The sequence below is a fragment of the Ensifer sp. NM-2 genome (genome assembly GCF_003024455.1).
Lineage (GTDB): Bacteria > Pseudomonadota > Alphaproteobacteria > Rhizobiales > Rhizobiaceae > Ensifer > Ensifer canadensis.
Genome location: NZ_PVZR01000001.1, coordinates 737,985 through 760,817, shown reverse-complemented (window position 1 = coordinate 760,817; position 22,833 = coordinate 737,985). Strand labels below are relative to the sequence as shown.

At 61.5% G+C, this 22,833-nt stretch carries 17 protein-coding genes and 1 pseudogene; 7 read left to right on the top strand and 11 right to left on the bottom strand.

Features of this window, described 5'->3' with window-relative positions; translation table 11 throughout:
- Window positions 1-81 precede the first annotated feature (81 nt).
- The 3 genes from ileS to C6558_RS03700 all read right to left on the bottom strand — a co-directional run bounded on the left by ileS (window position 82) and on the right by C6558_RS03700 (window position 5,182).
- Window positions 82-2,991, bottom strand: a complete 2,910-nt coding sequence (gene ileS, locus C6558_RS03710) for an isoleucine--tRNA ligase (protein WP_025426060.1) — start codon at window positions 2,989-2,991, stop codon at window positions 82-84.
- A 345-nt stretch (window positions 2,992-3,336) separates the two neighbouring features.
- Window positions 3,337-4,320 carry a bifunctional riboflavin kinase/FAD synthetase gene (locus tag C6558_RS03705; protein ID WP_025426059.1) on the bottom strand — a complete coding sequence of 328 codons (984 nt, stop codon included), beginning with the start codon at window positions 4,318-4,320 and terminating at the stop codon, window positions 3,337-3,339.
- Between the two features lie 13 nt (window positions 4,321-4,333).
- Window positions 4,334-5,182, bottom strand: coding sequence for a TIGR01459 family HAD-type hydrolase (locus tag C6558_RS03700; RefSeq protein ID WP_025426058.1), 849 nt, complete (start codon window positions 5,180-5,182; stop codon window positions 4,334-4,336).
- Window positions 5,183-5,650: 468 nt separating this feature from the next.
- Here C6558_RS03700 and groES point away from each other — a divergent pair, with 468 nt between their 5' ends.
- The 3 genes from groES (at window position 5,651) to C6558_RS03685 (ending at window position 8,859) form a co-directional block, all read left to right on the top strand.
- A complete protein-coding gene (gene groES, locus C6558_RS03695; RefSeq protein WP_004675403.1) occupies window positions 5,651-5,947 on the top strand; it encodes a co-chaperone GroES in 297 nt (98 codons plus the stop codon).
- 62 nt (window positions 5,948-6,009) lie between these two features.
- Window positions 6,010-7,647: a chaperonin GroEL gene (gene groL / locus C6558_RS03690; protein ID WP_025426057.1), complete on the top strand. Its 1,638-nt coding sequence runs from the start codon at window positions 6,010-6,012 to the stop codon at window positions 7,645-7,647.
- Window positions 7,648-8,412: 765 nt separating this feature from the next.
- Complete coding sequence (locus C6558_RS03685) at window positions 8,413-8,859, top strand: hypothetical protein (RefSeq protein WP_025426056.1); 447 nt, start codon at window positions 8,413-8,415, stop codon at window positions 8,857-8,859.
- Between the two features lie 165 nt (window positions 8,860-9,024).
- Here C6558_RS03685 and C6558_RS03680 read toward each other — a convergent pair whose 3' ends face one another.
- The 6 genes and pseudogenes from C6558_RS03680 to hisS all read right to left on the bottom strand — a co-directional run bounded on the left by C6558_RS03680 (window position 9,025) and on the right by hisS (window position 17,735).
- Window positions 9,025-11,823 carry an EAL domain-containing protein gene (locus C6558_RS03680; protein ID WP_025426055.1) on the bottom strand — a complete coding sequence of 933 codons (2,799 nt, stop codon included), beginning with the start codon at window positions 11,821-11,823 and terminating at the stop codon, window positions 9,025-9,027.
- A 425-nt stretch (window positions 11,824-12,248) separates the two neighbouring features.
- Window positions 12,249-13,487, bottom strand: a complete 1,239-nt coding sequence (locus C6558_RS03675) for an NAD(P)/FAD-dependent oxidoreductase (RefSeq protein WP_038575919.1) — start codon at window positions 13,485-13,487, stop codon at window positions 12,249-12,251.
- 77 nt (window positions 13,488-13,564) lie between these two features.
- Window positions 13,565-14,273, bottom strand: a pseudogene (locus C6558_RS40260) (glutathione binding-like protein).
- A gap of 107 nt (window positions 14,274-14,380) precedes the next feature.
- Window positions 14,381-15,076, bottom strand: coding sequence for an ATP phosphoribosyltransferase (hisG, locus tag C6558_RS03660; RefSeq protein WP_025426053.1), 696 nt, complete (start codon window positions 15,074-15,076; stop codon window positions 14,381-14,383).
- Window positions 15,073-16,215 carry an ATP phosphoribosyltransferase regulatory subunit gene (locus C6558_RS03655; RefSeq protein ID WP_025426052.1) on the bottom strand — a complete coding sequence of 381 codons (1,143 nt, stop codon included), beginning with the start codon at window positions 16,213-16,215 and terminating at the stop codon, window positions 15,073-15,075. Before C6558_RS03655 ends, hisG begins: the two co-directional genes overlap by 4 nt.
- Window positions 16,216-16,220: 5 nt before the next feature.
- Entirely contained in the window at window positions 16,221-17,735 is a 1,515-nt protein-coding gene (hisS, locus tag C6558_RS03650; RefSeq protein WP_025426051.1) for a histidine--tRNA ligase, read from the bottom strand.
- 173 nt (window positions 17,736-17,908) lie between these two features.
- Between hisS and C6558_RS03645 the strand changes: the two genes are divergently transcribed.
- Window positions 17,909-18,277: a hypothetical protein gene (locus tag C6558_RS03645; protein ID WP_025426050.1), complete on the top strand. Its 369-nt coding sequence runs from the start codon at window positions 17,909-17,911 to the stop codon at window positions 18,275-18,277.
- 150 nt (window positions 18,278-18,427) lie between these two features.
- The gene (locus tag C6558_RS03640; RefSeq protein WP_025426049.1) at window positions 18,428-18,811 is read left to right on the top strand and encodes a DUF305 domain-containing protein; all 384 of its coding nucleotides are present in this window, start codon (window positions 18,428-18,430) and stop codon (window positions 18,809-18,811) included.
- A 24-nt stretch (window positions 18,812-18,835) separates the two neighbouring features.
- On the opposite strand, the gene C6558_RS03635 is transcribed toward C6558_RS03640, so the two are convergent.
- Window positions 18,836-19,471 carry a DNA-3-methyladenine glycosylase I gene (locus C6558_RS03635; protein WP_025426048.1) on the bottom strand — a complete coding sequence of 212 codons (636 nt, stop codon included), beginning with the start codon at window positions 19,469-19,471 and terminating at the stop codon, window positions 18,836-18,838.
- A gap of 251 nt (window positions 19,472-19,722) precedes the next feature.
- Between C6558_RS03635 and C6558_RS03630 the strand changes: the two genes are divergently transcribed.
- On the top strand, window positions 19,723-20,493 hold the full coding sequence (locus C6558_RS03630; protein WP_084814473.1) for a L,D-transpeptidase: 771 nt from the start codon (window positions 19,723-19,725) through the stop codon (window positions 20,491-20,493).
- A gap of 191 nt (window positions 20,494-20,684) precedes the next feature.
- Entirely contained in the window at window positions 20,685-21,380 is a 696-nt protein-coding gene (locus C6558_RS03625) for a L,D-transpeptidase (protein ID WP_025426046.1), read from the top strand.
- A 63-nt stretch (window positions 21,381-21,443) separates the two neighbouring features.
- Here the strand turns inward: C6558_RS03625 and glcF are convergent, their stop codons facing one another.
- Window positions 21,444-22,739, bottom strand: coding sequence for a glycolate oxidase subunit GlcF (gene glcF / locus C6558_RS03620; protein ID WP_025426045.1), 1,296 nt, complete (start codon window positions 22,737-22,739; stop codon window positions 21,444-21,446).
- Window positions 22,740-22,833 lie beyond the last annotated feature (94 nt).

Sequence of the window (22,833 nt, the reverse complement as noted above, 5' to 3'; positions counted from 1 at the left end):
CATGGCGGATAAATCCGCCAAATTTCGGGCAGGTTTTACCGGATGAATGCGGTAAGCGCAATTCATCCGGTAAATGATCCCTTAAGCCTTGAAGCCAAGTTCCCGCAGGGCGGCGGCATCGCGGGCAGACACCTCAGGGTAGAGTGCATCCGAACCGACATCGGTCGTGATCCGCCAGGAGCGGGCGCACTTGCGGCCAACGGCGGCCTCCGGAACGACGCCAACCTTGGCGACCTCAGGCAGACGGAAGGCGTCGGCAGGGCCCTCGCCCGCCTCGACGGTGATCGCCGACGTGATGCAGATCTCGGCGAAGTCTTCGCCTTCGAGCGCCTTCAACAGCTCCGGATCGGCGATGTAGACGACGGGAGCCGCCTCCAGCGACGAGCCGATACGCTTCTCGCGACGCTCGATTTCAAGCGCCCCGGTCACGACCGTGCGCACCGCGCGGATCTTTTCCCACTTCGCCTCGAGGGCGTCGTTCTTCCATTCCGCCGGGATCGCCGGGAACTGCTCGAGATGGACCGAGACAGCGTCAGGCTTGCGCGACAGCCATGCTTCTTCGCAGGTGAAGGGCAGCATCGGCGCGAGCCACAGCACCAGGCAATCGAACAGCTTGCGGATCACCGCAAGCGCCGACCGGCGACGAAGGCTCGACGGTGCGTCGCAATAGAGCGCATCCTTGCGCACGTCGAAATAGAACGCGGAGAGTTCGACGTTCGAGAAATCGATCAGAGCGCGGGCGATCCTCTTGAAGTCGAACGCGTCATAACCTTCACGAACGACCTGGTCGAGTTCGGCCAGGCGATGCAGCATCAGTTTTTCCAGCTCGGGCAGCTCGGCGTGGGCGACTTCCTCGCCCTTGTCGTGCGCCAGCGTGCCCAGCATCCAGCGGATGGTATTGCGCAGCTTGCGATAGGCGTCGATGTTGGTCTGGATGATCGTCTTGCCGAGGCGCTGATCTTCCCAATAGTCCGTCGTCATCACCCAGAGGCGCAGGATGTCGGCGCCGGCATCCTTCATCACTTCCTGCGGCGTGACGGTGTTGCCCTTCGACTTCGACATCTTCTCGCCCTTCTCATCCATGGTGAAACCATGAGTGACAACGGCGTTGTAGGGCGCACGGCCGCGCGTTGCGCAGGATTCGAGCAGCGACGAATGGAACCAGCCGCGGTGCTGGTCGGAGCCTTCGAGATAGACGTCAGCCGGCCACTTCAGATCCGGACGATCTTCGAGCGTGAAGGTATGCGTCGAGCCTGAATCGAACCAGACGTCGAGAATGTCCATGACCTGGTGCCACTTCTCGTGGTCGTGGTCATTACCGAGGAAGCGATCCTTGGCACCTTCGGCGAACCAGGCATCGGCGCCTTCCTGCTCGAAGGCTTCGAGAATGCGGGCGTTGACGGCCTCATCGACAAGGATCTCGCCCTGCTCGTCGGCAAAGATCGCGATCGGAACGCCCCAGGCACGCTGGCGCGAGAGCACCCAGTCCGGACGTCCCTCGATCATCGCACGCAGGCGGTTCTGGCCGGCGCCGGGGACGAAGCGGGTATCGTCGATGGCCGACAGGGCGCGCGAGCGCAGCGTCGTGCCGTCGCCGAAGCCCTTGTCCATGTAGACGAACCACTGCGGCGTGTTGCGGAAGATCACCGGCTTCTTGGAACGCCAGGAATGCGGATAGGAATGCTTCAGACGGCCGCGGGCAAACAGCGCGTGACGGGCGATCAGCGCCTTGATGACGCGATCATTGGCATCGCCCTTCTTGCCCTTGTCGTCGAGCACGCGGCCGGCGCCACCTTCGGCGTCCGGGCCGAAGCCATGGGCGTCGGCGGTGAAATAACCGGCGTCGTCGACGGTGAACGGAATTGCCGAGGAGATGCCGCGGGCTTCAAGCGCGCGGGCATTGTCCATCCAGGCGTCAAAGTCCTCGCGGCCGTGGCTCGGCGCCGTGTGCACGAAGCCGGTGCCGGCGTCGTCGGTGACATGGTCGCCATCGAGCAACGGCACCTTGAACGCGTAACCGCCACCCAGCCCATGCAGCGGATGGGCGCAGGTGACGGCGGCCAGTTCAGCGCCCTCGATGTCGCGGACGAAATTGAAGGTGAGCTTCGCCTTGGCGGCGGACTCGTCTGCCAGACGTTTGGCGAAGATCAGCTTTTCGCCGGGCTGCGGACCGAAATCGTTCTCTGCAGTCGCAACCTCGTAGAGACCATAGGCGTAACGCGAGGAGAAGGCGATGGCGCGGTTGCCGGGGATCGTCCAGGGTGTGGTCGTCCAGATCACGACGAAGGTGCCTGCAAGATCTGCCGAGCCTTCGGTGACCGGGAACTTCACCCAGATCATGTCGCTTTCGACGTCGGCATATTCGACTTCGGCTTCGGCCAGCGCCGTGCGCTCGACGACCGACCACATCACCGGCTTGGAGCCGCGATAGAGCTGCCCCATCTTGGCGATTTTCATCAGTTCGCCGGCGATGCGGGCTTCGGCGTGGAAGTTCATCGTCGTATAGGGGTTGTCGAAGTCGCCCTCAATGCCGAGGCGCTTGAACTCTTCCGCCTGGATCTGGATCCAGCCCGCAGCGAAGTCGCGGCATTCCTTGCGGAACTCGTTAACCGGGACCTCGTCCTTGTTCTGGCCCTTCTCGCGATACTTCTCCTCGATCTTCCATTCGATCGGCAGGCCGTGGCAATCCCAGCCCGGCACGTAGTTGGCGTCGAAGCCGCGCATCTGGAACGAGCGGTTGATGACGTCCTTGAGGATCTTGTTCAGCGCATGGCCGATATGGATGTTGCCGTTGGCGTAGGGAGGGCCGTCATGCAGCACGAATTTCTCGCGACCGGCGGCCGAGGCACGCAGCTTCTTGTAGAGACCCATCTTCTGCCAGCGGGAAACCGTTTCGGGCTCCTTCTGCGGCAGGCCGGCACGCATCGGAAACTCCGTCTGCGGCAGATAGAGGGTGGAGGAATAGTCGATCTTCTCAGCGGTATCTGTCATGGTCTTTGCAATCGTCTTTTCCGCGCGGATCATCGCGCATGCGAAAGGGTTCGGTATCCGGCGCATAACCCTGAAATCGGGATCGATTTTCGGAAAAGGATCATGCGCAGCTTCAAAGTGTTCGAGCTACCTTAGCGTGTCCAAGAGACGCGCGGCGCTCCAGAGATGACTGAGGCGTTGGAAACGCCGAAATCCCGGACCTTCCGGCGGCCTAGTGCGCGCGGAAAGCCGGGCCAATAATTCGCTGATCGATGGTCAGTCGACGGTGCCGGGTCATGGTGGCCGGTTGTTTAAGGCGTTTTCGGCCTTTTGAAAAGGTCCGCCGCTTCGGCGCGACGGATTTCTTTAGGCGAAGTTGATCCGGCGATCGATATCGCTCAAGGGCGTGACGCCGGAGAGCAACGCCCTCGCCTCGTCTTCGTCCTTTCGGATCTGCGCCACCAGCGGGTCGAGCCCGTCGAACTTCAGCTCGTCGCGCAGGTGGCCGAAGAACGAAACCGAACAGACCTCGCCGTAGAGATCGCCGGAAAAATCGAAGACGAAGGTTTCAAGCAACGCCTCGCCGTCGCTGTCGACGGTCGGACGCCGGCCAAAGCTGGCAACGCCATCATAGAGCGAGCCGTCAGCCCGGCGGAAGCGCACGGCATAGATGCCGGTTCTAAGTTCGACCTCGGGCGGTAGACGCATGTTGGCCGTGGGATAGCCGAGGGTCCGCCCGAGTTTTTTGCCGTCGATTACTTCGGCCTCGACCGTGTAGCGATAGCCGAGCAAGCCGGCCGCGTGAGAAACGTCGCCCTGGCCGAGCAGCGAGCGAATGAAGCTCGAGGAGATCACCGAGGCATTCTCATCGCGGAAGGCGTCGACCAGGGTGACGCCGAAGCCGTTTTCGCCGCCCGCCGCCATCAGAAAGGCGGGACCGCCTTCGCGCCCCTTGCCGAAATGGAAATCGAACCCGGTGACCACATGCGAGGCATGCAGCCACTCCAGGAGCACCCGATGGATGAAATCGGACGCGGAAAGTTCGGAGAAGGTGCGATCGAACGGGTATTCGATGACGGCGCCAAACCCCATGCCTTCGAGGATACGGGCTTTCAGCGGTGCGGGCGTCAGCCGGAAGACCGGCGTGTCTGGCCGAAAGACCGTGCGCGGATGCGGCTCGAAGGTCAACACCAGTGCGGGAACGCCGCGTGCCGCGGCTTCTTCCAGCGCTCGCTCCAGCACGGATTGGTGGCCGCGGTGAACACCGTCGAAATTGCCGATGGCGACAACGCCGCCACGCAGACGCTCGGGCAGCGGGTCGCGGGTTTCGTTGCGATGAAAAACCGTCATCTCGATCTTCCCGTCAGGCGAGCCTGGGCATCCACCACTTCGGCGAAGCACCTTCCTTCCTCAGGAAGGCAGTAAGCTTCGCCTCGTCGGTGCGGCTTTCGTTCATGTATTCTTGCGCGTGAATACCGGCACTGATGTAAAGCAGATCGAAGCCGGCATCCTGGGCGCCCTTGACATCGGTCGGCATACCGTCGCCGACGGCGATGACACGCGACAGATCGAGTGGACCGCGAACGGCCTTGGCTTCCGTCAGCGCGGCACGGTAGATGGAGATATAGGGCTTTCCGGCGATCCGGGCTTCGCCGCCGAGCTCCTCGTAAAGCTTGGCGATGGCGCCGGCACAGGGGATCAGCCGGTGGCCGCGCTCGACCACCAGGTCCGGATTGGCGCAGATGAACGGGATCTTGCGCTTGGCAAGTCCGGTCAGCGTCGCGCGATAGTGCTCCGGCGTTTCGGTTTCATCGTCGTAGAAGCCGGCGCAGACGACGGTCTCTGCATCTTCCGACGAGACGATCTCGGTGCCGAGCCCTTCGAGCAACGGCAGATCGCGTTCGGCGCCGATGAAGAAAATCTTCTTGTCGGCTGCGGCGATCAAGGTGCGGGTCACATCGCCCGACGTGACGATGCGATCATAGGCTTCATCGGGAACGCCCAGCCCGCGGATCTGTACCTTGACGCTGGGGCTTGGCCGGGGAGAATTGGTGATGAGGACAACCGTAAGCCCTGCTGCACGCGCTTCCGCCAGGGCCTCGCAGGCCGACGCAAACGCCTGAACGCCGTTGTGGAGAACACCCCAGACGTCACAGAGCACGACGTCATAGCGCCCTGCGATTTCCCGAAAACTGTTGATCCTTGCGGCCATGCGGGCTTCCTGCAAACTCGGTTTCCGGCTTGCATGGCAAGGAAGGGCCGAGAATACAAGCCTCGCGCCTAGAAAATCGCCGCCATTCCCAAGGATTCGGCGCCCGCCCCTCCCTCATGCCGAGGAGACGGTCCACGGGACATCAGCGTCAGGGCCTGCCGACCCCGAGGCTCATGATAACAACCGGATCGGGCAGCGAGACCAGGCAAATCCTCGATATCGGATCTGCCCAAATTCCGACCGCTTCATGCAATAGGCAGGCAAACGTTCCGGCCCGGCCGCCGTTCGTTGCCTGTCATCAGCCGCCGATAATCATGTCGCCTGAAATTTTTTGAACGGCCAATCCTTGACTCGTCCCGGACCCAGCCTTATCTCGGCCTCGCTAGCACTCGACAAAAGAGAGTGCTAACACCCATCCATCGGGTCGTTGAGCGATCCGTAGTGTCATTTGATCGAGGGATTAGACTAATGGCAAGCACCAATTTTCGCCCGCTGCACGACCGCGTTGTCGTCCGCCGCGTCGAGTCTGAGGAAAAGACCAAGGGCGGCATCATCATTCCGGACACCGCTAAGGAAAAGCCGCAGGAAGGCGAAATCGTCGCTGTTGGCTCGGGCGCCCGTGACGAAAGCGGCAAGGTTGTTGCTCTCGACGTCAAGGCTGGCGACCGCGTTCTGTTCGGCAAGTGGTCGGGCACCGAAGTCAAGATCAACGGCGAAGACCTTCTCATCATGAAGGAAGCCGACATCATGGGCATCATCGGCTGATCTGCCGTCGTCCACACCTTTTCATGACAACCAATGGGCAATGAGCCCGGGAGTTTTCTCAAATGGCTGCAAAAGAAATCAAATTCGGCCGCACCGCGCGCGAAAAGATGCTGCGTGGCGTCGATATCCTCGCTGACGCCGTAAAGGTCACGCTCGGCCCGAAGGGCCGTAACGTCATCATCGACAAGTCCTTCGGCGCTCCGCGCATCACCAAGGACGGCGTATCAGTTGCCAAGGAAATCGAACTTGAAGACAAGTTCGAAAACATGGGCGCCCAGATGGTCCGCGAAGTTGCTTCGAAGACCAACGACATCGCCGGCGACGGCACCACGACTGCAACCGTTCTGGCCCAGGCGATCGTTCGCGAAGGCGCCAAGGCTGTTGCTGCCGGCATGAACCCGATGGACCTGAAGCGCGGCATCGACCTCGCTGTCACCGAAGTCGTCAAGGATCTCCAGGCCAAGGCCAAGAAGATCAACACTTCGGAAGAAGTCGCACAGGTCGGCACGATCTCGGCAAACGGCGAGCGTCAGATCGGCCTCGACATCGCAGAAGCGATGCAGAAGGTCGGCAACGAAGGCGTCATCACGGTTGAAGAAGCCAAGACCGCCGAAACCGAACTCGAAGTCGTCGAAGGCATGCAGTTCGACCGTGGCTACCTCAGCCCCTACTTCGTCACCAACCCGGAAAAGATGGTCGCTGACCTCGACGACGTCTTCGTTCTCCTCCACGAGAAGAAGCTCTCGAACCTCCAGGCCATGCTCCCGGTTCTCGAAGCTGTCGTTCAGACCGGCAAGCCGCTCCTCATCATCGCTGAAGACGTCGAAGGCGAAGCTCTTGCTACGCTCGTCGTCAACAAGCTGCGTGGCGGCCTGAAGATCGCTGCCGTCAAGGCTCCGGGCTTCGGCGATCGCCGCAAGGCCATGCTCGAAGACATCGCCATCCTGACCGGTGGTACCGTGATCTCCGAAGACCTCGGCATCAAGCTCGAAAACGTCACGCTCGACATGCTCGGCCGTGCGAAGAAGGTTTCGATCTCCAAGGAAAACACCACGATCGTCGACGGTGCTGGCCAGAAGAGCGACATCGAAGGCCGCGTTTCGCAGATCAAGGCTCAGATCGAAGAAACCACTTCTGACTACGACCGCGAAAAGCTGCAGGAACGTCTTGCCAAGCTCGCTGGCGGCGTTGCCGTAATCCGCGTTGGCGGCTCGACGGAAGTTGAAGTGAAGGAAAAGAAGGACCGCATCGACGACGCTCTCAACGCGACGCGCGCTGCTGTTCAGGAAGGCATCGTACCGGGCGGCGGCGTTGCCCTGCTGCGTTCTTCCGTCAAGATCACCGTCAAGGGTGTGAACGACGACCAGGAAGCCGGCATCAACATCGTTCGTCGCGCTCTGCAGGCTCCGGCCCGCCAGATCGCTGAGAACGCTGGTGACGAAGCTTCGATCGTTGTCGGCAAGATCCTCGACAAGGACCAGGACAACTTCGGCTACAACGCCCAGACCGGCGAATATGGCGACATGATTGCCATGGGCATCATCGACCCGGTCAAGGTTGTTCGCACCGCCCTTCAGGACGCGGCTTCGGTTGCTGGCCTTCTCGTTACGACGGAAGCCATGATCGCCGAACTGCCGAAGAAGGACTCGCCGGCGATGCCGGGCGGCATGGGCGGCATGGGCGGCATGGACATGATGTGATAGGGCGCCAGCCCAATCGCAGCATTGTCCATAGAGCTTCGCCCATGCACCAAGAGCAGTTCAGCGCGTCAAGCGCGCTGAACGGGCGGCATGGACATGATGTGATAGGGCGCCAGCCCAATCGCAGCATTGTCCATAAAGCTTTGCCCATGCACTAAGAGCGGTTCAGCGCGTCAAGCGCGCTGAACGGGCAGCATGGACATGATGTGATAGGGCGCCAGCCTTATCGCGGACCTGTTCAAGCAGATCCACGATGATCCATTCGGATCGGAAAGGGCGACCCTCGGGTCGCCCTTTCTCGTTTTTGCGATAATCCTGCGGTTGCATCTAACGTGCACGTCAAAGCTGTCCGCAGGAAAAATTACCCGGTAGCTGCGGCGGCACTAAAAAAGCGTTGAAGTCGAGAAAAAACGAACTATAACACCGCCCCAAGTGGACAGAGATTCACGAGAGACTGGATGGTGGGCCTAAAGCGAGCGAAAAATCGCTCAAACTTTTCATATTAACTGTGTGTCCAAGCTCTCTTTGAGAACATCACGCAAAGCATATAAGTATTTCATCGCAAATTAAGCCGGCCTTTCCTGCGAAATCATTTCGCTTGGCGAGCTACGTCACAGTTTCGTGACCTTTCCGTACAGAAAGACGCAAACGACTATCGTGCGTGTTCTTCCTGCTATGGGTCGATGGCTGGCGAGGGTTGTATATTGGGGATGGGCCTGCCTGGTGGGAAGACGACATTCGCCAGGGGTCGTGCTGGGGTAGACCGTGTTTAAGATCACGAGAACAAATTCAGTTCCCCTCGGTGTTCCGGGACAGATGCATTCCGGTCTCCCGCATCAGGAATTCCTGGAACAGTTCTGCGTTTCCGAAGGTTGGTCGGGCGACCTGTCGACGGGCCTGTTCCGGCTTGGCGAGAAGGCGTCCGCGATCCACGGTCTCAACGAGAGCGAATGCGGGCTGCTCAATTTCGTGCGCTGCTACGACCTCGCCGACCGCAACCACGTGCTCGAGCTTTTTGAGCAGGCGGCAACCACGTGTTCGTCCTTCTGCTTCTCGACGACGATCAGCCTCGAATCCGGCCACAAGCAGCCGGTGTTCTGCATCGGCGAATCCTCGGGCCTCGAAGAACGCTATTCCGGTACGATCCACGGCATCTTCTTCTTCCCGCGCTTCCTTGTCGAAGGTGCGGGAAAGATGCTTCTGCGCCAGTAGGTGCATTCCCGCCTACAGAGCGCTTCCGCGCTTAAACAGAGTCCCAAAAGCGTTCCAGCTCGTTGTCTTTACGCGTTTCCTGGTGGAAAATCGCATCGCACTTTTCCTGGAAATAGCCTCAATGATGTTTGCCGGGCCGCCGTGTCGTGCAGGCGGCGGCGACCGTCAGGCGGCCGCCACTTTCACCTTGCCCATGGCGAGACTTGAGATCGGTGCTGGTCTGCCGAGCAGGTAACCCTGCGCTTCGTCACAGCCTTCCGCCTGCAGGATATCGAGCTGCGTCTGCGTCTCGACGCCTTCGGCGAGAACAGGAACCGAGAGGCTCTGCCCGAGTGCGAGGATGGCGCGCACGATCGCCTTTGCCTGCGGACTTGCTTCCACCTCCCACATGAAGCTCTTGTCGAGCTTGATCTTGTCGAACGGGAAGGACCGCAGCGTCTCGAGCGACGAATAGCCGGTGCCGAAGTCGTCGATCGCGATGGTGACCCCAAGCTCCTTGATCTGGCGAAGGGTCAGGAGCGCGCGCTCCTTGTCGTCGATGATCGTCGATTCCGTGATTTCGAGTTCCAGCCGCTTCGGGTCGAGCCCGGTCTCGGAAATCACGTCCTCGACCAGGCTGACGATGTCACCATTGGCAAGCTGCACCGGCGAAAGATTGACGGCGATCTTGTGGGTGCTCTGCCAGCCCGCGGCTTCGCGGCAGGCCTCGCGCAGAACCCATTCGCCGATCGGCAGGATCGCGCCGCATTCTTCCGCCAGCGGAATGAACTCGTTCGGAGGCACCATACCGCGCTCGGGATGGTGCCAGCGCAGAAGCACCTCATAACCGATGACGTCACCTGACATCACCGACTTCTGGACCTGGTAGTGCAACGCCAACTGATTCTTCTCGATCGCATCCCACAGATCGTTGGCAAGGCTGCGGCGCTGGCGTGCAGCCTCATCCATCGACACTTCGTAGAAGCAGACGCTCTGGTTCAGCGCGGCCTTGGCGCGGTACATCGCAAGGTCGGCATTGTTGATCAGCGTGTCGGCCGTCTCGGCGTCCTGCGGATAGATCGCGACACCCATGCTGCCACCGGACTTCAACTCGAAGTCGCCGAAGCGCATTTCTTCATGCAGGCTTTTCTCGATGCGGCGGAGGAAGTCGTTGAGTTCGGACAATTCCTCGAAGCGCTTGACGGCCGCGAACTCGTCGCCGCCGAAGCGGGCCACGAACTCGCCCTCCTGCAACAGCGACTTCATCCGCTGGGCAATCGTCACCAACACGAAATCGCCGGCAGCATGGCCATGCAGGTCGTTGACTTCCTTGAACTTATTGAGGTCGAGACCGATCACCGCGACCTTGCGCGAGAACCAGGCGGCCGCATCGAGTTCCTCCTCTAGATAGCTGCTGAACTGCAGCCGGTTCGGGAGGCCCGTCAGGCTGTCATGGCGAGCGAGGAACGAAATCTGCTCCTCGCTGTCCAGGCGCTCGGTGATGTCCTCGTAGGTGCTGACCCAGCCGCCATCCGCGAGGGTGCGGTGCTTGGTCAGGATCGAGCGACCGTTCGGCAGCTTTTCGACGATGTCGCCACCGCCCTTGCCGACCATGTCGACGCGGTGCCTCTGATAGAGTTCTTCCGATTTCGCCCGGGCGATGACCGGATCGGAATAGGTTCGGGCAAAAACCTCGTCGAGGATCTGGCGGAACGTCAGGCCCTTTCCGGCCAGCGTCTCCGAGAAGCCGAAGATCTCGCGGCAGCGCCGGTTGGATAGCAGCAGGCGGTCGCCGCTGTCGAAGAGGCAGATGCCCTGCGACATGTTCTCAAGCGCAATGTCGAGATTCTTGCTCACTTCGGCGATGCGGTCGGCGTCGACCTTTTCCTTGGTGATGTCCTTGACGATCTTGATGAAGCCCGCATGCGTGCCATCCTCATGCAGGAACGGGTCGATCACGACATGCGCCCAGAAGCGCGTGCCATCCCTGCGATAGCGCCAGCCTACACACTCGAACTTGCCGTTGGCATAGGCTTCGTCGAGCGCCTGTTGCGGTACGCCTGCCCGCTGATCCTCGGGAGAATAGAAGCATCCGAAACTCTTGCCGACGATTTCGTCGGCAGTATAGCCCTTGTTGGCTTCGGCTCCGGCATTCCAGCTCGCGACGCGGCCTTTTGCGTCGAGCATGTAGATGGCGTAGTCCTTGACGCTTTTCACGAAGCGGGCGAATTCGCGCTCGGAGGCGGCGGCGGAAAGCTCGGCATGGTGCGCAAAGCCTGCGGCAAGCAAGACCATGGTTAGCAGGAAGAAAGCGGTTCCGGCGATGACGAAAGCAAGAAAATGCGGCTGTATCATCCCCTCGGGCGACGGCAGCAGCAAATCGGCTTCGATCGTCACCGCACCCATCGCCGTGAAGTGCAAGGCGACGATACCGAGCGTCATGAACAGCGTCGCCAGAATTTTGGCTTTCAACGGCCGATCGATGTGTGTGATGGCCCGCAAGGCGCCGATATCGAACAGGGAGCCGGCAAAGACGGAGGCGACGACGAGCGTCCAGTCCCAGCGGATGGTACCTGGAACATCGAGCGCCGCCATGCCGAGGAAGTGCATGCAGGCGACGCCGAAACCGAGGACGATGCCGCCGGCGATCCAGGCGACAGGTCCCTGCGCATAGGTCGCAATCAGCAGTGCCATCGTCGTCAGAACGACCGCGACGGCAAGCGACAGGGCCGTCAGATCGATCTGATAGCCGAGCACGACGCCTGGGTCGTAGGCAAGCATGGCGATGAAGTGGGTCGCCCAGATGCCGAAGCCACTGGCGATGCCGGCAGCCACGGCCCATATCGCCCGCGCCTTGCCTGCGGATGCGCGTCCTCGCTGAAGCAAGGTCACGGCACCGTAGCTCGACAGGAAGCAGATGAGGGCGGCGAGCACGACCAGCTTTGGGTCATGCTCGACCACGAGGCATGTAAGAACCTTGAACATCGCCAAACGCCTAAATGAAATTTCTGGTCCGGAAATGGAACGCCCACTTCCGGTTCATCGCTTCTGTTGGCGTCGTGCCGTTTAAGGAATTGTGAAAAGTCAGGTCGCAACGTCCGTTTCGAAACAGGACGTTGCTTTCGTCCTTAACGAAGGCTGAAATGCCAACGCCTTGTAGTTAAAGATTTCGAAGCGGCCCAATGACGCTGTGACGGTCACACCGCTAAAGCGCATCGGGGTCTCTACTGCATGTTTCCTTAAATCGTCTTCGATATAAGGATAAAAACATGCAGCAATTCAAAGTGCTACAGCGACCTTTGCGCGTCTAATAAGACGCGCGGCGCTGTAGAATTCGCTTGGTGCGCTTCAAGCCCCTGTTTTCGCCTGTCGATGTCGCAAATCCGCTACGCACTTTTGCGCGACAGGCTCTAAGCCTGGGCCAGAAGCGCCTTCAGATCCGATTGCGGATCGGCAATGACGGCCCTGTCCGGATGAATACCCGTCTCCAGCAGCTTCTTGCCGGTGACATAGGCCTTGGCGTCGTTGATCGCGTCGACGGCCAGAAGCTTGCCCTCGCGGAAATACCAGACCGAAACGCTGCCCTCGCGCTGGCCGGGGCGAACGATGGTTTCGTCGTGGCCGAGGCCAAAGCCGGCGATCTGCAACTTCACATCGTACTGGTCCGACCAGAACCAGGGCTTGGGCGCATAAGGCTCGACACCGCCGGCAATGACGGCGGCAACAGCCTCGGCCTGATCCACGGCGTTCTGAACCGATTCGAGGCGGATGCGCATGTTGCCCCAGGGCTGAACGGCGCAATCGCCCATCGCGAAAATCGCCGGGTCGGAGGTGCGGCCGTGGCTGTCGACGACGATGCCGCCGGCGGTTTCAAGACCGGCGTCGTGCGCCAGGTGGTCGTTGGCGGTCACGCCGATACCGACGATGACGAGGTCGACCGGAAGCACCGACCCGTCGGAAAGCTCGACGCCGGTAACGCGGCCATTCTCGCCAACCAGCCGGTTGAGCCCTGTTCCCTCGCGAATATCGACACCGCGCGATCGATGGATTTCTCGAACGATGCCTGACGTCGCCGCGGAGGCGACGCGTTGCAGGATGCGGTCGGCCATCTCGATGACCGTCACCTCAAGCCCGAGCGTTCGTGCAACGGCCGCGGCCTCAAGGCCGATATAGCCGCCGCCGACGACGAGCGCCCGCCTGCCCGGCTTCATCTCTTCAGCCAGCAGATCGGCATCCCTGAAGTCGCGGACGGTGAAAACGCCGTCGAGATCGCCGCCGACCGAGGCTGGCAACCGACGGGGGGTGGCGCCGGTTGCAAACGCGAGCGTCTCATAGTCGAGCGACGTGCCGTCGCTCAGCATCACGCGGCTGGCATCTCGGTCGAGATCCGTCACCGTGGTCGACAGCCTGATGTCGACATCATGCTCGCCGTACCAGGCTTCCGCCCGATAAAGCAGTCGATCAAGGCTCATCTCGCGAAGCAGGTATTTCTTGGAAAGTGGCGGACGCTGATAGGGCAGGCTTGCCTCGGACGCGACGATGGTGATCGGTCTTTCGTCCTTCAACGCCCGCAGTTTGGCGACCAACGCAAAGGCGGCCTGACCGCCACCGATAACAACAAGCTTTCCGGACACGCTCTCACCCGTCATTTATTCGTTTGTACAACAAGGCGTAGCCTTTCCGCCCGAGCCTCGTCAACTCGAACGACGGCCACGCCGGCCGATCGTCAGCCCTTGGCCGGGATCTCCATGCCCTTTTGCGCTGCCGGACGCGCCAGTCCTCGGTCGACCCAGGCCATCACATTCGGGAAGCTCTTGTAGTCGAGCACATCGGCGCCGCCATAGAATTTGCGCGCACCTTCGACCCAGGGATAGGTGGCGATGTCGGCGATCGTATACTCATCGCCCATCAGCCATTACCGCCCCTGGAGCCGCCCCTCCAGCACGCCCAGCAGCCGTTTCGATTCGTCGCGGTAGCGCTCCACCGGATAGATGTTGTTGGCGACCTTGTCGGCAGCGAATTTGAAGAAGTGACCGAACTGGCCGAGCATCGGGCCGACGCCGCCCATCTGGAACATCACCCAGCAGATCGCTTCATAACGCGCGGCCGCATCCGAAGGCAGAAGTTTCCCTGTCTTTTCCGCGAGATAGAGAAGGATCGCCCCAGACTCGAACAACCCGATCGCCTTGCCGCCAGGGCCGTGCGGATCGATGATCGCCGGAATGCGGCCATTGGGGTTGAGCGACAGGAATTCCGCCGATTTCTGGTCGTTGGTGTCGAACGAGATCCGGTGCGCCTCGTAGGGCAATCCCAGTTCTTCGAGCACAATGGAGATCTTCACGCCGTTCGGCGTCGGCAAGGAATAGAGCTGGGACGATGTCCGGGTTCTTCGCAGGCCAGCGCTTGGTGATCGGAAAGGCGGAAAGGTCGGCCATGGAATGCTCCTCGAAACGAATGGCGCGAACGGCACCCGCCGCTTGCGCCGCGCAGATACCAACCTGCGCTGCGCCCGGCAGAGCGCCTGAGCGGCGGTTCTTAAGTTTCAAAGCGCGTCGCGCACCGCCGAGAGAATGCGACCGACGATCGGGTCGCCGTCATGCGCCGGCTTGCGTGCACGCACCAGGCAGGCCTCCGACCGCAGTATGACGCCGTCGGCAAGGGTCTTCAGGTGGTTGGCATGCAGGGTCGAACCGGTCGAGGTGATGTCGACGATGATGTCGGCAGAGCCGGAGGCCGGCGCACCCTCGGTCGCTCCGAGGCTTTCGACGATGTGGTAGAGCTGGATGCCGTGGCTGCCGGAAAAGTGGTTCTGCGTCAGCCGCCAGTATTTGGTGGCAATCGCCAGCCGCCGCCCGTGGCGGGCGCGGAAGTCGGCGGCGACGTCGCCGAGGTCGGCCATGGTGTCGACGTCGTACCAGATCTCCGGAACGGCGACGACGACATCGGCATGGCCGAAGCCGAGGCGGGCGCAGAACTCGACGCGAGCGTCGGCATTGGCAAGCCCCTCGCGCACAAGGTCTTCTCCGGTGACGCCGAAATCGATCGAGCCGTTGCCGAGCTCGCGCGAAATCTCCGAGGCCGACAGGAAGGCGATCTCGACATCGTCCCAGCCTTCGACACGGCCGCGATAGGAGCGGTCATTGCCGACGGCGACGATCTTCATGCCGGCGCGCTCGAAGATCGCCGAGGCGTCGTCCTTCATCCGCCCCTTGGACGGCAATGCGATGGTGATGGTCATGCGGCACCTCCGCTGGCGGCGATCGCCGCTTCGATCCGGTCGAGCCAGAGCGAGAAGCCGACGGCGGGAATATGTTCGCGCGCGCCAAGCAGGGTTAGGAGCCGGTCGAAGCGCCCGCCACCGGCAAGCACCGCCGGTGTCCCCTCGACTTCGACTTCGAAGACGAGGCCGGTATAATAGTCGAGCGGGCGGCCGAAGGCGGCACGATAGCGAATGACATCGACATCGGCGCCGATGCCGGCAAGCGCCGCCACGCGCGCGTCAAAACGCGCCAGCGCTCCATCGAGCGTCAATCCGGTCTTCTCGGCAAAGCGGAAGAGTGCGGCAGGCGCTTCGGCAAGCGGCATGTCGAGCGCCAGGAATTCACGCACGAGATCCAGCGTTTCCGGATCGAGCCGGGTATTCGCCAGTTCCATCTTTTCCTTCAGGCGGCGGGCGATGTCCTGCGGCGAGCGGCTGGCATTGGTGGAGTAGCCCGTCGCCTCCATGGTTTCGCCGATATGGGCGACAAGCCGCACCTCGTCATCGAGCATGCCGGCGATCGCCAGCCGCTCGACCTCGGGGCCAAAGACGCCGGCAGCCTTTGGATCGGCAAGCTCGGCAAGCAGCTTCTGCAGGTGCTTCTGGTCGCCGAAGGCATGGATCAGCCGCTTCTGCCAGCCGCCCGGCAGGCCACAGGCACCGACGACCGCTTCGAAGACCGACTGGTCGCCGAGCGTGACCGCCAGGCGCCGGCCAGGAAGACGATTGGCAACCACCCGCATGGCATTGCCGACCGCACGCGCGTCGGAGGCGGCGATATCGGTATCACCGAGATCTTCGATGCCGGCCTGATAGAATTCGTTGCCGCCTTCGCGGCGCTGACGAAACACTTCGCCGAGATAGGCATAACGCTTGGGCGTGCCGGTTGCCGTTTCGATGTGGCGAAGGCAGACGGGGATGGTGAATTCCGGCCGCAGACAGAGGCTCTCTCCGGTCTCACTCTCGGTCATGAAGATGCGGCGGCGAAGATCCTCGCCAGCCATGGCGAGAAACGGCTCCGCCGGTTGGATCACCGGTGTGTCGACCCGAAGCGTGCCGAGACTTTCGAACTCGGCAAGCAGATCTGCGGAGAAGGCGGGAAGGTTGATCAGAGGCATCGCCGTCAGCCTGCCCTTGCCCGGTCCTCGGCCTGTGCCGCGAGCATTTCACGCACCTTTTCGACAAGGTCGCCTGCGGGCACGGAGACCTGCGCCACCCGCGCCTCGCGCCATGCCGCATTGTCCTCGATTTCGCCCGACAAGCGCTTGCCCTCGATCAGATCCTTGATCTGCACCAGACCGGCGGCGCGCTCGTCGCCGCCCTGAATGATCGCGAGCGGCGCACCGCGACGGTCGGCGTATTTCAGCTGGTCGCCGAAGTTCTTCTTGTTGCCCTGGTACATCTCGGCGCGAATGCCGGCATGGCGGAGCTGCTGCACGAAGCGCTGGTAGTGGCCCATGCTGTCGATGTCACGGTCCATAACGCAGACGACGACCGGTGCCACGACGTCCGACGTGCCGAGCTTGCCAAGGTTCTTGAGCGCGGTCATCAGGCGCGAAACACCGATCGAGAAACCGGTGGCCGGCACCGGCTGGCCCATGAAGCGCGAGACGAGACCATCGTAACGTCCGCCGCCGCCGACCGAACCGAAGACGACCTTTTCGCCCTTCTCATTGGTGACGGCAAACTGCAACTCGGCCTCGAAAACCGGGCCGGTGTAATATTCGAGACCGCGAACGACCGAAGGGTCGATCTTGATGCGATCGGCCTCGTAGCCCGCGCTCACGACCAGGCTGCGGATGGTGTTGAGTTCCTCGACGCCCTCGCCGCCCTTGGCTGTGCCGGCAACGAGCGCTGCGAGTTCGGCGGCACTTTCGGCGTAGTCCTGGATGCCAACGAAGAACAGGACCTTGTCGATCTGCTCGCCGTTCAGACCGGCGCCCTTGGTGAAGTCGCCGCTCTCGTCCTTGCGGCCTTCGCCGAGCAGCAGGCGCACGCCTTCGGGACCGAACTTGTCGAGCTTGTCGATGGCGCGCAGCACCGTCAGGCGGGCATTCGCCTTGTCGTCGCCGCCGAGGCCAATCGCCTCCATGACGCCATCAAGAACCTTGCGGTTGTTGACCCGGATCACGTAGTCGCCGCGCTTGATGCCGAGCGCTTCCATCGTGTCGGCCATCATCATGCACATTTCGGCATCCGCCTGGACGCCGGCGGCACCGACCGTATCGGCATCGAACTGCATGAACTGGCGGAAGCGACCCGGGCCCGGCTTTTCGTTGCGGAAAACGTAGCCGGCGCGATAGGTGCGGAAGGGAAGCTGGATCTCGTTGAAGTTCTCGGCGACGTGACGGGCAAGCGGCGCCGTCAGGTCGTAGCGCAGCGACATCCACTGGTCGTCGTCATCCGTCAGCGAAAACACGCCCTCGTTCGGGCGGTCGCTGTCGGGCAGGAATTTTCCAAGCGCATCGGTGTATTCGAACAGCGGCGTTTCGACCGGATCGAAACCATAACGCTCATAGACTTCGCGGATCTTGACGATCATGTCGTCGGTGGCGCGAATATCGGCGGCCGAACGGTCGACAAAGCCACGCGGAAGGCGTGCCTTGAGCTTCTGCGGTTTCTTTTGTTTCTCGGTCATGGGGAGCATTCCGGACTGTCAGCGGGTTTCGAGCTTTCCCTATCGGATAGAGGCATGGGCGGCAAGGGTTAGCACGGCGCAAAGCGGCTCCAGGCGTGCGCGAAGGCAACGATCGGACCGGCAGCGTGCCGATCACGTCTTCTCTTTGCCACGGGCCATCCTAAGTAAAGGGCATGCGTTTTGCCGCCGTCATACTCCTGTTCGTTGCAGCCCTGTTCTCAGGCGCGCCTTCGGCGATGCTGCAGGCCCAGGACCTGGCGGCCGGTGCCGCACAAACCGCCGCCCATGACTCGTCGCAAAAGCAAGCCGTTCACGCTGGCCATGCGATCTCCTGCGAAGATATCCGGGCATGCAAGGACCACTCGAAAAAACAGGCGCATCCTTCGTCCTGTTCGGCCTGCATCGCGATCGAGCCAATTGCCTTGATGTTCGATCCGGCGACCACGACATCGTCGCGTCTGGCGGCAGCGACATATCCCGCATTGCACGCGATCACGATCGGGCCGCGCTCGCCACCACCCAAGTCGTTCCTGCTTGTGTGACCGTCATCGTGGCTCACCTTCGGGTGTATCGGCTGCGCTGACGAAACGAAATTCCATATGACCGGCCGCAACAACCGGCCGACATTTCGGCGATTGCACGGCGCTGCCTCAGTCGCGCGAGATGATAATGAGATGAAGAAGGAAACCATCATGTCTTTGAAAACGATCATAGCAGCCTCAGTCCTGATCGCGTCACTTTATGCTCCCGCTATGGCCCAGGACCACGGCAGCAGCATGCATCACGGATCGGCTGAGGCGGCGGCGCCGGCCGGCGACACCTCCGCCTCCAGCAAGGCTTTCGCCGAGGTCAACGCCCGCATGCACAAGGGCATGGACATCGCCTTTACCGGCAACGCCGATGTCGACTTCGTGCGGGGCATGATCGCCCATCATCAGGGCGCGATCGGCATGGCCAGGGTCGAACTCGAATACGGCAAGGACGAACAACTGCGCAAACTGGCGGAAGACATCATCAAGGCCCAGGAGGGCGAGATCCAGATGATGAAGGATTGGCTTGCCAAGAACGGTGGCTGAAGCCGTTCCTGGAAAGATGCAAATTCAGGGTTGCGGGCGCGTCAGCGCCCGCCGCATGTCCTCGACCGTCGCGCGGCAATGGCAGCCTTCGATGTGGTCGTTGACAAGCCCCATGGCCTGCATGAAGGCATAGATCGTCGTCGGGCCGACGAAGGTCCAGCCGCGCTTTTTCAGATCCTTGGAGATCAGCGTCGAGGTCGGAGTCGTCGGATTGGCGGCGATCGCTTCATAGCTGACAAATGCCGGCCGCTCGTCCGGGCCGGGTTCGTGCGACCAGAAATAGGCAGCAAGCGAACCAAACTCGGCTTTAAGCTCCTGGGCGCGCTTGGCGTTGTTGATGGTCGAGACGATTTTGCCGCGATGGCGCACGATGCCGGTATTGCCAAGGCAGCGCTCGATGTCAGCATCGCCGAAGGCGGCAACCGCATCGACGTCGAAGCCGGCGAAGGCGGCGCGAAAGGCCTCGCGCTTGCGCAGGATCGTCAGCCAGGAGAGGCCGGATTGAAACCCCTCCAGACAGATCTTCTCGAAGAGGCGCCGGTCATCGGTAACCGGCCGCCCCCATTCCTCGTCGTGATACCGTCTGTAGTCATCGAGATTGCTCTGCCAGGCGCAACGCCCAAGGCCGTCTTCGCCAATCATTATGCCCTTGGTCGTCATTACCAGCCCCGTTTCATCGTGCTCTTCCGCATTTACCATTCACAAACCAGATTCCTAAAGCGACGGATAACCCTACCCAAAGCTTTATCGGCGCTTCCTCCCTTTCGCGGGCTGCCGTTTACCATTCCGTGGCGCCGCGATGACACGATCGCCCCATTGCCAAGGCGCATGCCGTCCGTCCTGGAGACCCGTTCTCCGGCTGGCCGCGCCCCATTTTGATACGTTTCGGCGAAAGGTAGCGAGTCCGTCCGATGTTGAAAAAATCCCTTGTTGTAGCCGCATCCATCCTCACCCTCGTCGCCGGCCAGGCGCAGGCCCAGGACCGGTACAAGAACCGGCCGCCGGTGATCGTCAGCCCAGACCTGACCGCCCCGTGGGTGATGCAGCTCGGCGGCCAGCCGCAACAGGCGCGCCGGGTCATCTACCGCCAGCAGATACCGACCACCACCCGAAAACAGTATTATCAGGGCCTGACCGTGAAGCCGCAGGCAAAACGCCGCGTCGGCGCCCCGCTGGTACAACCGGTCAACGCCACCCGCGCCCAGCGTCCCGTCAAGTCTAAGTTCGACCCGCAGTATCTGCCGCAGACAGTTGCCTACGACGGCAAGGAAAAGGCAGGCACGATCGTCATCGATACCAACAATCGTTTCCTCTACCTTGTCGCCGGTAATGGTCAGGCACGGCGCTACGGTGTCGGCGTCGGCAAGCCGGGGTTCGAATGGGCCGGCGCTCATAAGGTCACCCGCAAGGCGGAATGGCCGAGCTGGACGCCGCCGACGGAAATGATCTCGCGCGAAGCCGCCAAGGGGCACTACCTGCCGGCCCGCATGGACGGCGGCCCGGAAAATCCGCTTGGCGCACGCGCCATGTATCTCGGCTCGACGCTTTACCGCATCCACGGCACCAATGCGCCCTGGACGATCGGTTACGCGGTCTCCTCAGGCTGCATCCGCATGCGCAACGAGGACGTCGTCGATCTCTATGAACGGGTGAATGTCGGCACCAAGGTTATCGTCATATAATTGGCGCCGGACATAGAATATTTCCCTCTCCCCATACGTTTTGCTGTTGCCTGGTCGTGATCTTCAGGCAACAGACGGGCTTAAAGATACAAAATCCGTGACCATGTTCGGTCTATCGGATGTATCCCGGGCTTGAACTTCGGGCCAATTTGCATAGCCTTGATGTAACGAGGGCTTAGAGGGAATCGTATATGAAACGTCATGCCAGCAAATTGGTCGCGATCGCCATCGCGACCAGCGCTATTCTTGCCGCCGCCAATGCCCAGGCTTTCACGCCCGCGCCGACATCCGGAACCACTCCCAAGAGCAGTGATATCGTCCTTGTCGCGACGCAGAAAAAGCCGCCGAAGCAATTCTGGCGCACCAAGGTTCGCTTCAGCACCGACGAAGCCCCCGGCACGATCATTGTCGATACCAACAACAAGTTTCTCTACTACATCGACGGTCCGAACCGCGCGACCCGATACGGTATCGGCGTCGGTCGTGAAGGCTTCGGCTGGTCAGGCGTGGTGAAGGTGGGCCGCAAGGCTGAATGGCCGACCTGGACGCCGCCGGAAGAAATGCGCCGCCGCGAAGCCGCCAAGGGCCGCATCCTGCCGATCACGCAGGAAGGCGGCATCGACAACCCGCTCGGCGCGCGTGCCATGTATCTCTATAAGGGCGGCCGCGACACGATCTTCCGCATCCACGGCACCAACCAGCCGTGGACGATCGGCCAGAATATGTCTTCGGGCTGCATCCGCATGATGAATAACGACATCGAGCACCTCTACGACCGGGCCGACGTCGGCACCAAGGTGATCGTCATCGGACCCGGCAGCAAGACCGGCGATACCTACTTCAACGATCGCGGCGTCGATATCTTCCGCCAGATCTTTGGCGGCTGATACGCTCGCCAGAAATAGCCCAGAAAAACCAATGCCGGCGCCATCGCGCCGGCATTTTTCGTTTCACAATCCAGCCGGTTTCGCGCCGCCATAGGCCCAGTCGAGCAGTTCGACCGTGTGGACGATCGGGATCGCCGTGCCGGTCGCGATCTGGGTGATGCAGCCGATATTGCCGGTGGCGATCACGTCGGGCTTCGTCGCCGCGAGGTTCTTGACCTTGCGGTCCTTGAGCTTCTGCGAGATCTCCGGCTGCAGGATGTTGTAGGTGCCGGCCGAGCCGCAACAGAGATGGCCTTCTGCGGGATCGCGCACGACGAACCCCGCCTGTTTTAACAGTTGCTTCGGCGCCATGGTGATCTTCTGGCCGTGCTGCATGGAGCAGGCGGAATGATAGGTCACGGTCATGCCGCGCGGATCCTGCACTGGAAGATCCAGAGTCGACAGGTATTCGGTGATGTCCTTCGCCATGGCCGAGACCCTTGCTGCCTTTTCCGCATAGGCGGGGTCGAGGCGCAGCATGTGGCCATAATCCTTGATCGTCGTGCCGCAGCCGGATGCGGTGATGATGATCGCATCGAGACTACCTTCGTCTGCCACGCTCAGCCAGGCATCGACATTGCGCCGGGCCGCGTCGAGCGCCTGGCCCTCCCGCCCCATGTGATGCACCAGCGCGCCGCAACAGCCCTCGCCTGCCGAGACGACCACCTCTATGCCGAGACGGGTAAGGAGGCGGATGGTTGCCTCGTTGATCTCCGGCTTCAGTACCGGTTGCGCGCAACCGTTCAGCAGCGCAACGCGGCCGACGCGCTTGCCGCTGGCGGCATGGGTGCCCGTGATCGCGGTCGCCGAGGGCTCCGGCACCGCCTTCGGCGCCAGATCGAGCATCACTCCGAAGGTCTTGAGCGCCGCCACCTTTTTCAGAACCCTGGCAAAGGGCCTTCCGAAAGCGGCCGCCTTCAAGGCAAGGCGAAAACGCGAGGGATAGGGCAGGACTTGCGCCAGCACGGCGCGGGCCAGCCTATCCTTCAATGGCCGCTTGTAGGTCTTCTCTATATGAACACGGGCATGATCAACGAGATGCATGTAGTCGACGCCTGACGGACACGTGGTGGTGCAGGCGAGACAGGACAGACAGCGGTCGATATGCGTCACGGTTTCGGTGTCGGCCGGCCGACTGTTCTCCAGCATATCCTTGATGAGATAGATGCGGCCACGCGGGCTATCGAGCTCGTCGCCAAGCGTCACATAGGTGGGACAGGTGGCGGTGCAAAAACCGCAATGCACGCATTTGCGCAGGATGGCCTCGGATTCGGCCACATGCGGATCGGCAAGCTGCGCGGGCGTAAAGTTCGTTTGCAAGCGGCTACTCCAGTATCGGGGCTCTGCCCCTCACGCGCGTTGCGATCTCTGATCGCTTACCGCATTTCAAGCTCTTGTTTTCCCATGTCGCTGT